The sequence below is a fragment of the Pseudomonas trivialis genome, from assembly GCF_001439805.1.
In the GTDB taxonomy this organism is placed as follows: Bacteria; Pseudomonadota; Gammaproteobacteria; order Pseudomonadales; family Pseudomonadaceae; genus Aquipseudomonas; species Aquipseudomonas trivialis.
In genome coordinates this window covers 73,178-88,085 of record NZ_JYLK01000004.1, presented here as the reverse complement: position 1 = coordinate 88,085, position 14,908 = coordinate 73,178, and the positions used below count along the sequence as shown (strand labels likewise).

16 protein-coding genes are annotated in these 14,908 nt (G+C 58.8%); 10 read left to right on the top strand and 6 right to left on the bottom strand.

The features are described 5' to 3' along the window. Positions 1 to 72 precede the first annotated feature (72 nt). The 6 genes from TU79_RS26265 (at position 73) to TU79_RS07625 (ending at position 6,375) form a co-directional block, all read left to right on the top strand. Positions 73 to 237 carry a hypothetical protein gene (locus TU79_RS26265; protein WP_169793785.1) on the top strand — a complete coding sequence of 55 codons (165 nt, stop codon included), beginning with the start codon at positions 73 to 75 and terminating at the stop codon, positions 235 to 237. A gap of 48 nt (positions 238 to 285) precedes the next feature. Continuing rightward, the gene (locus TU79_RS07645; protein WP_057007429.1) at positions 286 to 1,221 is read left to right on the top strand and encodes a sugar ABC transporter substrate-binding protein; all 936 of its coding nucleotides are present in this window, start codon (positions 286 to 288) and stop codon (positions 1,219 to 1,221) included. Between the two features lie 63 nt (positions 1,222 to 1,284). Next, on the top strand, positions 1,285 to 2,838 hold the full coding sequence (locus TU79_RS07640) for a sugar ABC transporter ATP-binding protein (protein WP_057007428.1): 1,554 nt from the start codon (positions 1,285 to 1,287) through the stop codon (positions 2,836 to 2,838). A gap of 25 nt (positions 2,839 to 2,863) precedes the next feature. Next, positions 2,864 to 3,886, top strand: coding sequence for an ABC transporter permease (locus TU79_RS07635; RefSeq protein ID WP_057007427.1), 1,023 nt, complete (start codon positions 2,864 to 2,866; stop codon positions 3,884 to 3,886). Positions 3,887 to 4,202: 316 nt separating this feature from the next. Further along, positions 4,203 to 4,607 carry a TraR/DksA family transcriptional regulator gene (locus tag TU79_RS07630; RefSeq protein ID WP_003191666.1) on the top strand — a complete coding sequence of 135 codons (405 nt, stop codon included), beginning with the start codon at positions 4,203 to 4,205 and terminating at the stop codon, positions 4,605 to 4,607. Positions 4,608 to 4,701: 94 nt separating this feature from the next. Further along, a complete protein-coding gene (locus TU79_RS07625) occupies positions 4,702 to 6,375 on the top strand; it encodes a methyl-accepting chemotaxis protein (RefSeq protein ID WP_414896174.1) in 1,674 nt (557 codons plus the stop codon). 33 nt (positions 6,376 to 6,408) lie between these two features. Here TU79_RS07625 and TU79_RS07620 read toward each other — a convergent pair whose 3' ends face one another. From TU79_RS07620 to TU79_RS25110, 3 genes are all read right to left on the bottom strand, one after another. Then, positions 6,409 to 6,651 carry a DUF2789 domain-containing protein gene (locus TU79_RS07620; RefSeq protein ID WP_057007425.1) on the bottom strand — a complete coding sequence of 81 codons (243 nt, stop codon included), beginning with the start codon at positions 6,649 to 6,651 and terminating at the stop codon, positions 6,409 to 6,411. A 71-nt stretch (positions 6,652 to 6,722) separates the two neighbouring features. Then, positions 6,723 to 6,953 (bottom strand): hypothetical protein, encoded by a 231-nt coding sequence (locus TU79_RS07615; protein ID WP_003232286.1) that lies wholly within the window; start codon positions 6,951 to 6,953, stop codon positions 6,723 to 6,725. 109 nt (positions 6,954 to 7,062) lie between these two features. Next, entirely contained in the window at positions 7,063 to 7,338 is a 276-nt protein-coding gene (locus TU79_RS25110; RefSeq protein ID WP_082638415.1) for a hypothetical protein, read from the bottom strand. Positions 7,339 to 7,741: 403 nt separating this feature from the next. On the opposite strand from TU79_RS25110, the gene TU79_RS07610 reads away from it, so the two are divergent. Next, positions 7,742 to 8,191, top strand: coding sequence for a hypothetical protein (locus tag TU79_RS07610; protein ID WP_173670295.1), 450 nt, complete (start codon positions 7,742 to 7,744; stop codon positions 8,189 to 8,191). Between the two features lie 133 nt (positions 8,192 to 8,324). After that, the gene (locus TU79_RS07605) at positions 8,325 to 9,335 is read left to right on the top strand and encodes an ABC transporter substrate-binding protein (protein ID WP_057007423.1); all 1,011 of its coding nucleotides are present in this window, start codon (positions 8,325 to 8,327) and stop codon (positions 9,333 to 9,335) included. 410 nt (positions 9,336 to 9,745) lie between these two features. Here the strand turns inward: TU79_RS07605 and TU79_RS07600 are convergent, their stop codons facing one another. Together TU79_RS07600 and TU79_RS26515 are read right to left on the bottom strand one after the other, a co-directional pair. Then, positions 9,746 to 10,129, bottom strand: coding sequence for a hypothetical protein (locus TU79_RS07600; RefSeq protein ID WP_082638413.1), 384 nt, complete (start codon positions 10,127 to 10,129; stop codon positions 9,746 to 9,748). A gap of 283 nt (positions 10,130 to 10,412) precedes the next feature. After that, on the bottom strand, positions 10,413 to 11,108 hold the full coding sequence (locus tag TU79_RS26515; protein WP_231986843.1) for a hypothetical protein: 696 nt from the start codon (positions 11,106 to 11,108) through the stop codon (positions 10,413 to 10,415). 15 nt (positions 11,109 to 11,123) lie between these two features. Between TU79_RS26515 and TU79_RS07590 the strand changes: the two genes are divergently transcribed. Together TU79_RS07590 and TU79_RS07585 are read left to right on the top strand one after the other, a co-directional pair. Then, positions 11,124 to 13,616, top strand: a complete 2,493-nt coding sequence (locus TU79_RS07590; RefSeq protein WP_057007421.1) for a TonB-dependent siderophore receptor — start codon at positions 11,124 to 11,126, stop codon at positions 13,614 to 13,616. A gap of 81 nt (positions 13,617 to 13,697) precedes the next feature. Then, complete coding sequence (locus tag TU79_RS07585; RefSeq protein WP_057007420.1) at positions 13,698 to 14,027, top strand: hypothetical protein; 330 nt, start codon at positions 13,698 to 13,700, stop codon at positions 14,025 to 14,027. Between the two features lie 407 nt (positions 14,028 to 14,434). Here TU79_RS07585 and TU79_RS07575 read toward each other — a convergent pair whose 3' ends face one another. Beyond that, entirely contained in the window at positions 14,435 to 14,797 is a 363-nt protein-coding gene (locus TU79_RS07575; protein ID WP_057007419.1) for an NUDIX hydrolase, read from the bottom strand. Positions 14,798 to 14,908: the final 111 nt, after the last annotated feature.

The following is a 14,908-nucleotide window of genomic DNA, read 5'->3' as shown; positions in this document are numbered from 1 at the left end:
CATAAAGGTCGCCGCGTATTCGATTCGCGCGACTCGACAAAAACAAGATCAAAAACAACCAGGTACCGTCAGATGAAAATCTTCAACGCTGTACTGCGCGTTTTACGCCCTGCCCATGCGCCCCGCGCCCGGCCGTTCTACTTCTTCTTCCTGAATATGCTGTGCGTCGAAAACCACGGCGCGCTGGTGTGCTGCATACCCGGCGCGCCGGTGGTCCGCCTGCCCGCCGAGTCCTGATCTACGCAACGTCCAGAAAACCAACAAGAAAGTGGAGACAGACCGTTCATGAAGACCCCGATCCGTTTTACCGCGCTGGCCTTGTCCCTGTGGCTGGCCAGCGGTATGGCCGCTGCCGCCGATATCAAGGTGGGCGTGAGCATGTCCGCCTTCGATGACACCTTCCTCACCTACCTGCGCGAAGACATGGACAAGCAGGCCAAGTCCTATCCCAAGGGCGACGGCGTGCAGTTGCAATTCGAAGATGCCCGCGCCGACGTGGTGAAGCAATTGAGCCAGGTGGAGAATTTCATCAGCCAGAAGGTCGACGCGATTATTGTCAACCCGGTGGACACCGCATCGACCAAAAACATCATCAGCGCAGCCACCAAAGCCGGCATCCCGCTGGTGTTCGTCAACCGCCGCCCGGACCAGAAAGACCTGCCCAAGGGCGTGGTGGCCGTCACCTCCGATGACGTCGAGGCCGGCAAGCTGCAAATGCAATACATCGCCGAGAAGCTCGGTGGCAAGGGCAAGATTGTGATCCTGCTGGGGGACCTGGCGAACAACTCCACGACCAACCGCACCAAGGGCGTGAAAGAGGTGCTGGCCAAGTACCCCGACATCAAGATCGAGCAGGAACAGACCGGCATCTGGCTGCGTGACAAGGGCATGACCCTGGTCAATGACTGGCTGACCCAGGGTCGCGAGTTCAACGCGGTGCTGGCCAATAACGACGAGATGGCCATCGGCGCGTCCATGGCGTTGAAATCGGCAGGTACCCAACCCGGCACGGTGCTGATCGCCGGTGTCGACGGAACCCCGGACGGGCTGAACGCGATCACCAAGGGCGACATGGCTGCCTCGGCGTTCCAGGACGCCAAGGGGCAGGCAGTAGGCTCGGTGGAAGCCGCGCGCAAGATGGCGAAGAAGGAGCCCGTCGAGCAGAACGTGATTATTCCGTTCAAGCTGATCACGCCGGACAACGTCAACGACTTCAAATAGCAGTGACATAACAACAATAAGCGGCAGGGCGGCCACGGCCGTCCTGCAGATGGAGTACTTCCCATGCTCGCTCAAGCGACTGCCTCGCAGCCCCCTGGTATCCAGCCGCTGGCGCTGGACGAACCCTACCTGCTGGAAATCGTCAACATCAGCAAAGGTTTTCCCGGCGTCGTGGCCCTGGACGATGTGCAATTGCGCGTTCGTCCGGGCTCGGTGCTGGCGCTGATGGGCGAGAACGGTGCCGGCAAGTCGACCTTGATGAAAATCATCGCCGGCATCTACCAGCCCGACGCCGGCGAAATCCGTCTGCGGGGCCAGCCGATCGTGTTTGAAACGCCGCTGGCCGCGCAGAAGGCAGGCATCGCGATGATCCACCAGGAACTCAACCTGATGCCGCACATGAGCATCGCCGAGAATATCTGGATCGGCCGTGAGCAGCTCAACAGCCTGCACATGGTCAACCACCGCGAAATGCACCGCTGCACCGCCGAGTTGCTGGCGCGCCTGCGCATCAACCTGGACCCCGAGGAGCAGGTCGGCAACCTGAGCATCGCCGAGCGGCAGATGGTCGAGATTGCCAAGGCGGTGTCCTACGACTCCGACATCCTGATCATGGATGAACCGACTTCGGCGATTACCGAGAAGGAAGTTGCGCACCTGTTTTCGATCATTGCCGACCTCAAGTCCCAGGGCAAAGGCATTGTCTACATCACCCACAAGATGAACGAAGTGTTCGCCATCGCCGATGAAGTGGCGGTGTTTCGTGACGGTCGCTACATCGGTTTGCAGCGCGCCGACAGCATGAACAGCGACAGCCTGATCTCGATGATGGTCGGCCGTGAGCTGAGCCAGTTGTTTCCGGTACGCGAAACGCCCGTGGGCGACTTGCTGTTGTCGGTACGCAACCTGAGCCTGGAGGGCGTGTTCAAGGACGTGTCCTTCGACCTGCATGCCGGCGAGATCCTCGGCATCGCCGGGCTGATGGGGTCGGGCCGTACCAACGTGGCGCAAACCCTGTTCGGCATCACCCCCAGCAGCAGCGGGCAGATCACTCTCGACGGCCAGCCGGTGCGCATCCGCGACCCGCACATGGCCATCGAGAAGGGTTTTGCGCTGTTGACCGAGGACCGCAAACTCAGTGGCCTGTTTCCTTGCCTGTCAGTGCTGGAGAACATGGAGATGGCCGTGCTGCCGCACTATTCGGACAACGGTTTTATCCAGCAGAAAGCCTTGCGCGCGCTGTGCGAAGACATGTGCAAAAAGCTGCGGGTCAAGACCCCGTCGCTGGAGCAGTGCATCGATACCCTCTCCGGCGGCAACCAGCAGAAAGCCTTGCTGGCGCGCTGGTTGATGACCCATCCACGCCTGCTGATCCTGGATGAACCGACCCGGGGTATCGATGTGGGTGCCAAGGCCGAGATCTATCGCTTGATCTCGTTTCTGGCCAGTGAAGGCATGGCGGTGATCATGATCTCGTCGGAGCTGCCCGAAGTGCTCGGCATGAGCGACCGGGTGATGGTGATGCACGAAGGCGAACTGATGGGCACCCTGGACCGCAGCGAAGCGACCCAGGAAAACGTCATGCAACTGGCTTCGGGTATGACCGCGGTCCACTGACTACAGAACAGGAAGGTAATGGGCTATGAACGCAATAACAGACAACAAGCCGGCCACGGCACCGGTCAAGCAGCGTCGGCGCTTGCCCACCGAGCTGAGCATCTTTCTGGTGTTGATCGGCATCGGCCTGGTGTTTGAGCTGTTTGGCTGGATCGTGCGGGACCAGAGCTTCTTGATGAACTCCCAGCGTCTGGTGCTGATGATCTTGCAGGTGTCGATCATCGGTTTGCTGGCCATCGGGGTGACCCAGGTGATCATCACCACCGGCATTGATCTGTCTTCGGGCTCGGTGCTGGCGTTGTCGGCGATGATTGCCGCGAGCCTGGCGCAGACCTCGGACTTTTCCCGCGCGGTGTTTCCGTCGCTCACCGACCTGCCGGTGTGGATTCCGGTGGCGATGGGCCTCGGTGTGGGGCTGCTGGCCGGCGCGATCAACGGCAGCATCATTGCGGTGACTGGCATCCCGCCGTTCATTGCGACGCTGGGCATGATGGTCTCGGCCCGTGGCCTGGCGCGTTACTACACCGAAGGGCAGCCGGTGAGCATGCTGTCGGACTCCTACACCGCCATCGGCCATGGCGCCATGCCGGTGATCATCTTTCTGGTGGTGGCGGTGATCTTCCACATCGCCCTGCGCTACACCCGTTACGGCAAGTACACCTACGCCATCGGCGGCAACATGCAGGCGGCGCGCACCTCGGGCATCAACGTCAAGCGCCACCTGATCATCGTCTACAGCATCGCCGGCCTGCTCGCCGGGTTGGCCGGTGTGGTCGCCTCGGCACGCGCCGCCACCGGCCAGGCCGGCATGGGCATGTCCTATGAGCTGGACGCGATTGCCGCTGCGGTGATCGGCGGCACCAGCCTGGCGGGCGGGGTAGGGCGCATCACTGGCACAGTGATTGGCGCGCTGATCCTCGGGGTGATGGCCAGCGGGTTCACCTTCGTGGGGGTGGATGCGTATATCCAGGACATCATCAAGGGGCTGATCATTGTGGTGGCGGTGGTGATTGACCAATATCGCAACAAACGCAAGCTCAAGCGCTGATCGGCATGCTGCAAGTGGCGCGCCTTGCAGCTTGTCGCTTGCAGCGTGCGGCTTATAGCCGCTTTACGAACTTTCCTGCTATAAACGCACTCCGATAACCATTCGCCAAGCCCGTCCTGGTGCCTTTGGGGGTTAATCGGGAAAAATGCCTGTCTTTTCAGTTGCTGCGCCCTCAAGTCGGCCTTAGACTGCCGCCCCTCTTAAATTGAGTGCCGGGTGGCGCTTGGAATGGATGGCGCCCTTCCGAGACCTGCAGAGGTCGACCGGAACGCTCCCTTATTCGCCTTAATGCACGTATTTTTTTATAGAGAAATCAATGACAAAGGAAAAGTTGCTGGCCATGCCGGCGGATGACTACATGAATGCCGAACAGCACGCTTTTTTCGAGAAGTTGCTGCAGGACATGAAAGTCGAACACCACGAGCGCATTGAGCAGAACCGTATCGCCATTGAAAGCCTGGACACCCCGGCCGACCCGGCTGACGCCGCCTCCGTTGAAGAAGAGCGCACCTGGCTGGTCAATGCCATCGACCGCGACCAGCGCATGCTGCCGCAGTTGGAACGCGCCCTGGAGCGCATCAAGGAAGATTCCTTTGGCTGGTGTGACGACAGCGGCGAGCCTATCGGCCTCAAGCGCCTGCTGATCAGCCCTACCACCAAATACTGCATCGAGGCCCAAGAGCGCCACGAGCAGATCGACAAGCATCAGCGCCAGGCCTGATCCGGTGAAGCCGGGGCGCCGTGCCTGCGGCCCCCAGGGCAATGCCTGTTACACCCTCTCTGTTGCTGTGCTGCACGCGCCCCACTAAAGGCCCATGGATAATGGCCCGATAGTGGCGTTTAATGCAGGCACAACAACGACAAGCAGTGGGGTAACGACGATGGCTGGAGATGGATCTCTGATGGGCATGGCAATGCCACCGCAAGCGGTGAGCAGGCTGCCCGTCTGGCTGACGCCGCTTGTGCAGAGCGCCGCCATGGTGCTGGTGCTGCTGGGCCTGGTGTTTGCCGGCCTGCCGCTGTACCTGTGCCTGCCACTGGCCTTGCTGGTGATCTGGCTGCCGCGCTTGAAGCCCCGTACGCCAGCCGTGACCTCGAGCAACACCGTTGACGCGATCAGTGAGCTGACGCGCGACCTTTCCCATACCACCAGCCATAACGCACTGTCAGCCGCAGGCGTGGCCTATTCGGTCAAGCAACTGGCGGCGCGCCTGCAATCTCAGCTGAGTGCGGCCAAACAGATCGTCAGCAGCGCTGAAGTGATGATCGGCACCGAACAGGTGACCGCCCAGCTCAGTCGCCAGGCCCTTGGCGCAGCCAGCCAGGCCCATCAGCACAGCAGTGAAGGGCGCGAGGTGCTGGCCCAGTCCATCACGCGCATGCACCAGCTCAGCCAGCGCGCCAACGCCAGCCGTGAGCTGATCGAAGCCTTGAGCCTGCGCAGCGAAGAAATCCAGCGCGTGACCCTGGTGATCCAGTCCATCGCCAGCCAGACCAACCTGCTGGCGCTGAATGCCGCCATTGAAGCGGCGCGGGCCGGCGAGCACGGACGCGGGTTTGCGGTGGTGGCCGATGAAGTGCGGGGGCTGGCCGGACGCACGGCCAAGGCTACCGATGAAGTCGGGGTGATGGTGGCGGATATCCAGCAGCGCACGGCCCAGGTGGTGGAGCAGATTCGCCAACTGTCGGCGGACCTCACTACCGGCGTCGCGCAAGTGGAAGAGGCGGGCGACCAACTGGAGACCATCGCCAGCCTGGCGGCGGATGTGGAAGGGCAGGTCAACGAAATCGCCCAGGGCAGCGACACCAACCGCGCGCAGCTCGACAGCCTGTTTCATGCGGTGGAGCAGATGCGCAGTGACCTCACGGTGAGCGACCAGCAGACGCGCCAGTTGGCCGACGCTGCGGTGCAGATGGAAGGGCAGGCGGAGACCATCAGCGAGCGCCTGGCCGAGGTCGGGCTCGATGACTATCACCAGCGTGTCTACGACCTGGCCCGGGAGGGCGCCCACCGTATCGCCGAACAGTTCGAGATGGATGTGCAGCAGGGCCGAATCAGCCTGGATGACCTGTTCGACCGCAGCTATACCTTGATCCCCAATACCCGCCCGAGTAAATATCACACGCGTTTTGACGGTTACACCGACAAGGTGCTGCCGGCGATACAGGAGGCCTTGCTGCCGCGCCATGAGGGGCTGGTGTTTGCGATTGCCTGCACGCCCCAAGGCTACGTGCCGACGCATAACCAGGCGTTTTCACAGGCGTTGACGGGAGATGCTCAGGTGGACGCGGTGCAAAATCGCACCAAGCGCAAGTTCGAGGACCGAACCGGCATCCGCTGCGGCAGCCACCAGCAGGCGGTGTTATTGCAAACCTATACCCGCGATACGGGTGAATTGATGCATGACCTGTCGGTGCCGATCAGGGTCAAGGGTCGTCATTGGGGCGGCTTGCGTCTGGGCTATAAACCCGAGGCGGCCAAGGTTTAGCGCGCCGCCACGGTTATCTCGCCAGGGGGTGAATCAAGTCTCTGGCGATTCATGCAGCAAAGCATTCAGGTCATCCACGGCTGGCGCCCACTCGGCATCGACATGCAATTGCTCCCTGAGAAAGCTCGCCTGTTGCTCACTCCAGAACGGCGCATCGATCAGCTTTACGTCATTGGGCAGGCGGTGCTCTGCGGTAAAGCGCTCGATGCCTTCCTGGCTCGAATCCAGGCCCAGTTGATCGAACAGGGTTTCCAGCGTTGGGGTAGTGGTGTCCATCGGTTTCTCCATGCGGGCTGACCATCGTTATGCATGGGAGACCTGTGGCGCGCCAGAGTTCGATCCGATTCTCAGGAGGTCAGCGCGCCGGAATCCACCGCAGCCTTGAGCGCCTGGGCTTGCTCCCGGCCGGCGACCGCAGCCGTCTCGAATGTCTTGAACCAACGGTCTTTTTCCACCTGATGCGTGGTGACAGTGGTCAGCGGCGGCTTGGCGCGCATCACGATTACCGCTTGAAACTCACCTTCTACTTCCCGGGCATCGCCGTGGATGAAAAACTCGCCAATATCAAATTCCGTCACGTATTGCCTTCCCTTCAAGGTAACTGCACTGCTGAAACCGCACCCACATGGGCAAACTTCAATGAACGCGGCAGTATGGCAGTTGTTGAAGGGTGGTGGCGCAGTAAAGTCACCGGTGTGACGAACCGCTCGTCCCGTGAAGGGCGTACAGGCTGGCTTCCAGTTGCCTGGCCAGTTCGCAGGCCTTGCCGTGGTGGCTGCGAAAGCCGCGAATTCTGCCGCTGGTCACTTCCAGAATATGGAAGAAGTTGCGCCCGGCCGGTACAACTCGGTAAAGAACGGAATTGGAGTACCCCTCGGGGTCGGGCAGGCAGTAGTATTGGCGCCCTTCCTGCGCAGATGAACAGGTGCGGGAAGACGTAGCATCGTGTAGGCGTGGTTGCATGGTCAGCTCCTTTTGATTGATCCTGTGCACTCATCGGCAGCGTGTCGAGTGGTTTTGAACGGCGGTGCTGTTTTAGTATTGTCGTCGGCAAACCGTCTGGTTCCATGCGCAAATGTTTTGTTTTGTAGGGTGCGTGGGAATTGTGCGCACTGGACCGGGTTATTCTCTGAAGTAGCGCGGCCCGTATTCTCTGGCCGTTGAACCTGTGATTTGCTGTGACGCCGGATGACCTTGCACAAGGTCCATCGTGCACGCCTGTACTAGTCTTAAGGCGTGGCAGGGTTTTCTTCAGCTTTTTAACGACTATGTGATCGTGCCTGAGGGCCGTTTTTTGTGCTGTCTGCTCCGGCGGGCAGCACTATTTCAATGTGGGGGCGTTTCCTTGGCAGTCAGTAATCTGGATATGCACGCGTTGTTCGTGCTGGGTGATTTGCGTGCAAAGTTGGTCAAGCAGTTTCAATCGCGTTTTGTTTACGTCACTGAACAGACGCCGGAAGGTATCTACATTGCCGAAATCGACACTGAGGCAGCCCTGGTCGTCGACGACAAGCCGCGCCTGGAATTGAAGGTGGGCGACCATTTTCGCGCCGCCGTGTTGCCCAGCCGCGAGGGTGGCAAATTCGAATTGAAGTTTCGCGATATCAAGTTGACGGTGTACGGCCTGGGTGACTACGCCTTTGTTTCGTCGACCGAAGGCCAGGGCATCGTGTTCAAGGAAGGCCACAGCGTGATGCTGGTATTCGCCGCCCATGAACAACTGCAGGAAGGCCTGACCAAGACTCTCAAGGCCGTGACCGGCAAAGCCGCCAAGTGGCGCAAGGGTGAGCTGGTGACCTTCAAGGCCAGCGAGTAACCACAGCAGGCTGTTTGATTCCTTTCTCTTTGCGGAACCTCTACTACAGTTGAGCTGACTTAACTATTCAGAGGCTTCGCGCATAGGCAGCAAGCCGTCCGTCAGTGGCTGCACAGATGCGAGGTGGGAAGGCATGAAAGGATTGAGAACCCTGTTGGCTGCGGCTGTGACGACGTTGAGTCTGTCGTTGCCGGTGTCGGCGGCGCAGGCCCCCGTGCATTTTGCCGACCTGAATTGGGAAAGCGGCAGCCTGATCACCGAAGTGCTGCGTTTTATCGTCGAAAAGGGCTATGACCTGCCCACCGACACCTTGCCCGGCACCACCATCACCCTGGAAACCGCTCTGGCGAAAAACGATATCCAGGTGATCGGCGAAGAATGGGCCGGTCGCAGCCCGGTGTGGATCAAGGCTGAAGCCGAAGGCAAAGTGGTGGGCCTGGGCGATACGGTCAAGGGCGCTACCGAAGGCTGGTGGGTGCCGGAATATGTGGTCAAGGGTGACCCGTCCAAAGGCCTCAAGCCGCTGGCGCCGGACCTGAAAACCGTGCAGGACCTGGCGCGCTACAAGGATGTGTTCAAGGACCCCGAGTCGCCCGGCAAGGGCCGCTTTCTCAACAGCCCCATTGGCTGGACGTCCGAAGTGGTCAACAAGCAGAAGCTCAAGGCCTATGGCCTGGACGACAGCTACGTGAACTTCCGCAGCGGCTCGGGCGCAGCACTGGACGCCGAGATAGCCTCATCGATCCGCCGAGGCAAGCCGGTATTGTTCTACTACTGGTCGCCCACGCCATTGATGGGTCGCTACAAACTGATTCAGCTGGAAGAACCACCGTTTGACGCTGATGCCTGGAAGACCCTCACCGACGCCGACAACCCCAATCCTCGTCCTACCCGGTCGCTGGCGTCCAAGCTGAGCATCGGCGTATCCACACCATTCCAGCAGCAATATCCGCAGATCGCCGAGTTCTTTACCAAGGTCCAGTTCCCTATCGATCCATTGAACAAGGCCCTGGCAACCATGAGCGAAAATCACACAGCGCCAAGGCAAGTGGCCCAGGCGTTTCTCAAGGAACATCCTGAGGTGTGGAAAGCCTGGTTGACGGCGGAGGTGGCGCAGAAGGTTGAGGCTGGCTTGAAAGAGTAATTGTTGTAGGGAGTGAGCTTTCGTGGCGAGCGGGCTTGTCCCGCGTTGGGCTGCGAAGCAGCCCTTGTGCAATGCCGGTGCACAGTACAGTTTCCGGGCGAATTTGCCACCGGACCAGTGCCAGCGTTCGGCCCTTGGTGCCAGGCATATTTCTGGGTGCGATGGGGTTTATTGCCATTGCATGGCTGGTGTAGCTACGGGCTGTGTTGTATTTCTCTCCGGGCCACTGTTGCGATTTGCAATAGGTTTGGCGCGATAGTCATGGCGATATTGCGAGGACGATTTGAGTCTTGGAATTGATGGATTTTCAAGAGGGCGGGTGGGCGAGGTTTGCCAAGTTGAATAGGTATTTTAATTCGCCGTCGTGTTTGGCGATGGGCGTTTGTTAGCGGTTTGGAATTCAAGCCTGCTCAGATATTCGTCGGATAGAGATGGATCTTTGCAGCTTTTAGATCAACGAATTCGTGTTCTTGAGGCATAGGCCCGTCGAGTTCAATTAGGATTATAGAGTCGCCAACCTGCAGGGCTGCGAACTCATTGTCGGAACTCTGAATGAGCTTTGCGGTGATGTGTGTTATGCCGTTTATGACCATGATTTGCGGAGTTTTACAAAGCGACGGTCTGATATTTCGCCCCCATGAAAAGACCTCGTCCAGGTCGAGTTCCACGTCGAGACTTGCTCCAGTTTTAATACTGGCATCTGTACATACTCCAATTCCGTCTCCAACAGGTGATTGGAATTTCACATGTGATGCGTTCGCATTTTCGAACGTTTCGGTTATTCGTACCTGCATGTTACTTCTTCTTTAAAGGAACTCTAACGACTGTATTGTCCAAATTCATAGTGTTTGTTTTTAGCTCAAATGTCCACGTTTCCTCATGATAGTGGTGTTTGGTTGGTTTGCTATTCATTTCGTGCGAACCATAGCGAATACTTTGTTTTGAGTCTTTAGAGATGATCCGTTCTTTGTCAGGTTTGCCAGTTCTTGGATTAGTGGGTGGATCAGAAGATGTTTCTTTAGCTGGCTGCGTAAGATATATCTTTTTCAAGAAGTATTGGTTATCTATTGGGCCAAGCTAAAAAATCGCGAAATCAATGTCGCCCTCAAATGAAATGCAAGCAATCCAATCCAGCTGTTTTTGAAGTATGTAAGTGTGCTGGGGTATTTTTGAAAATATTTGCAGTGATTGCATTAGGTCTGTGGCTGAAATTAAATAGGCATTGTCGGTCGCGTCACCAATAAAAATTACATTGTGCTTAGTGGCTTCTTTTATTTTTTTCTCTAATAACGCTAGCGTGGCCTGTGATGGAGACGGACCAATATAAGTATTTTCCTTGAATTGGCTCCAAGCTATCTGGTTTCCAAAGAAAGGAACGATTGCATTTATTTTTTCAACAATTAAATCGTGCTCGGCTTCTTGCGAGATTTCGAATTCGATATTCAGTTGGTTAAAATTTTTGACTATTTCGTCGTCAAGATAGCTCATTTCTTTGCGAACCTTTTGGTGAGTTGGAATGTGGGCAGCGTGGGACATCCGTGACGTCTCGGCAGGGGTCAGGCGTCGGATTCTGCCCCAGCAAAAAGCCCGCGCATGAACGGTTGTACAAAACAGAAAAGGCCGACACACCGCGCAGAAAACCCGCTGAAAACCAGGCCAGCGAGCCACACAACATCGCAACCCGTCTGCTTGCAAAGCACCCGCCCAAATAAAAATCGCTCTCATCCTTGCCCGATGTTGCGACCTGGCCGTCATGGTTAATAGAACCTTCATTACGCAGGATTTTCCATGTCGCGCCTTGCCCGTCCCTTGCATCCACTGGCCCTGTCAGTGGCGATCGCCTTTGCCGCCGTGCCGTTGCTGGCGGCCCAACCCGTCTTTGCCGAAGACAGCAGCAGCGCCTTGCGCCGCTTTCAGGTTCCGGCCGGTGATCTGAGTCAGGCGCTCAATAGCCTGGCCGAACAGGCAGGGCTGGTGCTGGCCTTTGATGCGAGCCTGACCCGAGGCAAGCGCAGCAATGGCCTCAGCGGGCAGTACGAGACGGATGCGGCACTGGCCCGGTTGCTCGCCGGCAGTGGCTTGCAGGCGCTGAAGATTGGCGTCGACCGTTACCGGCTCGAAGCCGTCCCGGATAGCGGCGGCGCCATGGAGTTGCAGGCCACCACCATCAGCGCGGCTTACCAGACCGAAAGCCCCACCGGGCCGGTGAACGGCTATGTGGCCAGTCGCAGCCTGTCGGGCACCAAGACTGATACTGCGCTGATCGAAACCCCGCAGTCGATTTCCGTGGTCACCAAGGACCAGATGCGCGCGCAGAATGCCGAAAGCCTCAATCAGATCCTGCGCTACAGCGCCGCCGTGGTCCCGGAAACCCGGGGCGCCACCGCTTCGCGTCTCGACCAGCTCACCATCCGTGGCTTCGCCCCGGCCACGTACCTGGACGGCCTGCGCGTGCCGTCAAGCCGCGACGCCTTGCCGCAAAAGGACGCGTTCGACCTGGAGCGCGTCGAAGTGCTGCGCGGCCCGGCGTCGGTGCTGTACGGCCAGGGCACGCCGAGCGGGGTGATCAACATGGTCACCAAACGCCCGTTGGATACGCCGTTCCATGAAGTGGGCGTGGAGTACGGCACCTTCAACAAAAAACGCACCACCTTCGACCTGAGTGGGCCGATTGACGATCAGGGGGTATATGCCTACCGCGTTGCCGGACTTTTCGATGACGCCGACGGCCAGGTGGAACACACCGAGACCCGCCGGCAGTCGTTGTCCAGCGCCTTCACCTGGCGCCCGGATGACGCCACTTCGCTGACCTTGCTGGGGCATTTTCAGAAGGACCCGAAGGGCGCGTCGTACGGTTCGGTGCCGGCCTGGGGGTCGGTGCTGCACAGCCCGACCGGGCGCAAAATCGATGTGGATTTCTATGATGGCGAGAAGAGTTTCGAGAAGAGTGACCGCGAGTACTACTCCCTCGGCTATGCGTTCGAGCATCACTTCAACGATATCTGGACCGTGCGCCAGAACGCCCGTTACCTGCGTGCCGAAGGCATCTACCGCAGCCTCTACAGCAGCAACCTGCAGGCCGATTACCGCACCGCCACGCGCTCGACCATCGCCACTGACGTGGACATGGACGCCTACACTGTCGATAACCAGTTGCAGGCCAAATTCGATACCGGGCCGTTGCAGCACACCTTCCTCACGGGCCTGGATTACCAGAACACCAGCACCGACACCAAGGCGGGCTACGGCAAGGGACCGAGCCTGGATATCTTCGATCCGGTCTACGGCGCGCCCGTGGCTACACCTGCCTTCGGCACCGACGCCACGTCGCGCAGTGAACAGACCGGGGTGTACCTGCAAGAGCAAATGAAGTGGGACAAATGGGTGCTGCTGCTCGGCGGTCGCTATGACTGGGCCAGCACCGACAGCACCACCAAGGCGCTGAGCAACGGCGCCAAGAGCAAGTCCTCCCTGGACAGCCATGCGTTCACTGGTCGAGTCGGTCTGGTGTATCTGTTCGACAACGGCCTGGCGCCGTATGCCAGTTATGCGGAGTCGTTCAATCCGCAGTCGGGCACCGGTTACGGCGGTTCGGTGTTCAAGCCGACCGAAGGCAAGCAGTATGAAATCGGCATCAAGTACCAGCCGCCGGGCAGCAACAGCTTTATCACCGCAGCCATTTTCGACCTGCGCCAGCGTAACGTTCCGACCCTTGATCCGGACCCGTCCCATATGTGCGGTAACGGCCGCTGCTCGATCCAGGATGGCGAACAGCAATCCCGTGGCTTTGAACTGGAAGGCAAAGCCAGCCTCAACGACAACCTGGATATAACCGCCGCCTATGCTTATCTGGATAACCGCGCCAGCCAATCCAACAGCACCGCGCAGTATGCGCCGATCACCGATATCGGCATCGGCCCGGCGGTTCCGGTCAAAGGCACCACGACTTACGGTCTGCCACGTCACACGGCATCGGCGTGGGCGGACTACACCTTTCACGACGGCCAGTTGAAGGGCTTTGGCGTGGGCGCCGGTGCACGCTATGTCGGCTCTTCATGGGGCGATACCGCCAATACCCTGAAGGTGCCGGGTTACACCTTGTTCGATGCGGCGGTGCACTATGACATTCCCAACATTGCCAACCCCAGGGACAACCTGCGCCTGGCCGTGAACGCCTCCAACCTGGCAAACAAGGAATACGTGGCGTCGTGCCTGTCGTATTCGTGGTGCTGGTACGGCTCACAGCGCACCGTGCAGGCGAGCGCCACTTATCAGTGGTAAATAAGGCAATCTGATGGCCCCCATGTAACAAAATCCTCGCCAGAATCGCTTTTATTTTCAGGTGGTTAGGTGAGGAAGCACATGCGCACTGTTGGAATCATGCTGTTCGCCTGCTCTCTGGCCGGCGGCGCGGCTGCCGTGCAGGCACGGGAGCTGCGCGAAGGTGACAAATACATGTGCAGCTGGGGCGCCGGCACGGCGGCCAGGGCCCAGGAACTCAAGCTGTCGGGCGTGTCTTTATATGCCGCTCGGCAGAAGATCCAGACCATCAAGTTCAACAAGCCGTGGATGCACATGATGGCCATGGGCATCACCGAGCAAACCTACGACAGTCGCTCGCGGCTCAAGCCCGAGGCGATTCGCCAAAGCTTCTATCAGGAATGCCTGCGCTACCGTGTCGCGCGCAAGTAAGTTGTGAGGCGCCGAGGGCCACCCGGGTTTATCCGCCAAGGTGTTTACAAATCCACGACAGATGCTGTGTCTCCATTTGCATACAATCGCGCACTTCACCCTGGAGGCCTGTATGCGAACCCCGGAAAGAGCAGGGCGCCCGTCACGCTTGAATGCGCCGCAATCATCATCGTCCGATAGCTTTGGCTACTTCGCCGCCGCCGTGCTGGGTGTCGCAGTGCTGCTGGGCGTTTGCTTCGTGTACTACAACGCCGAGGTGGATCAACAGCGACAGGCGGCCGTCGAGCGTTGGTTGCTGTGTTCACAGATGGAAAGGGTTGCCAGTGTGGCCTCTGTCCGGGGCGTGAGACTGAGTACAAACTGCCGCACACTGAGCGAGCAGGGTCACAGATAACGCAAACTGCAGGTTACAGACGCCGCACAAACGATTTAACGATATGCCGGGTGGCATCGGTGGTATCGAGTTGATCGACGTCCCCATAGGCATGCCAGCAACAGTCGACAATCTCGTTGCGCGGTCGCGCCTCGTCGATATTCACCACCGAAGCCTCGAACACATGATGCAGCGTGTCGCGTGCCTTGAGCTCCTGCAGGTACAGCAACCCGTCCACGTTCAACCCGGTTTCTTCTTCCAGCTCGCGCTCTGCCGCACCCACCGGGCGCTCGTCGCGTTCGACCTTGCCACCCGGCAACGCCCATTTGGATCTGGCCTTGCGCACGAAAAGGATATGCCCCTCGTGTTCGCAAATGACCGTGGCCCTGATTTTCATCGTCTGTGCCCCCGCAGCAAATGAATGTCACAAAAGTGTAATGCAATTGTCATGCTAAGTGGTTATGGCGTGCCGGGGTAGGTATGTGGATACTGCCCGCTTGAACGAAAA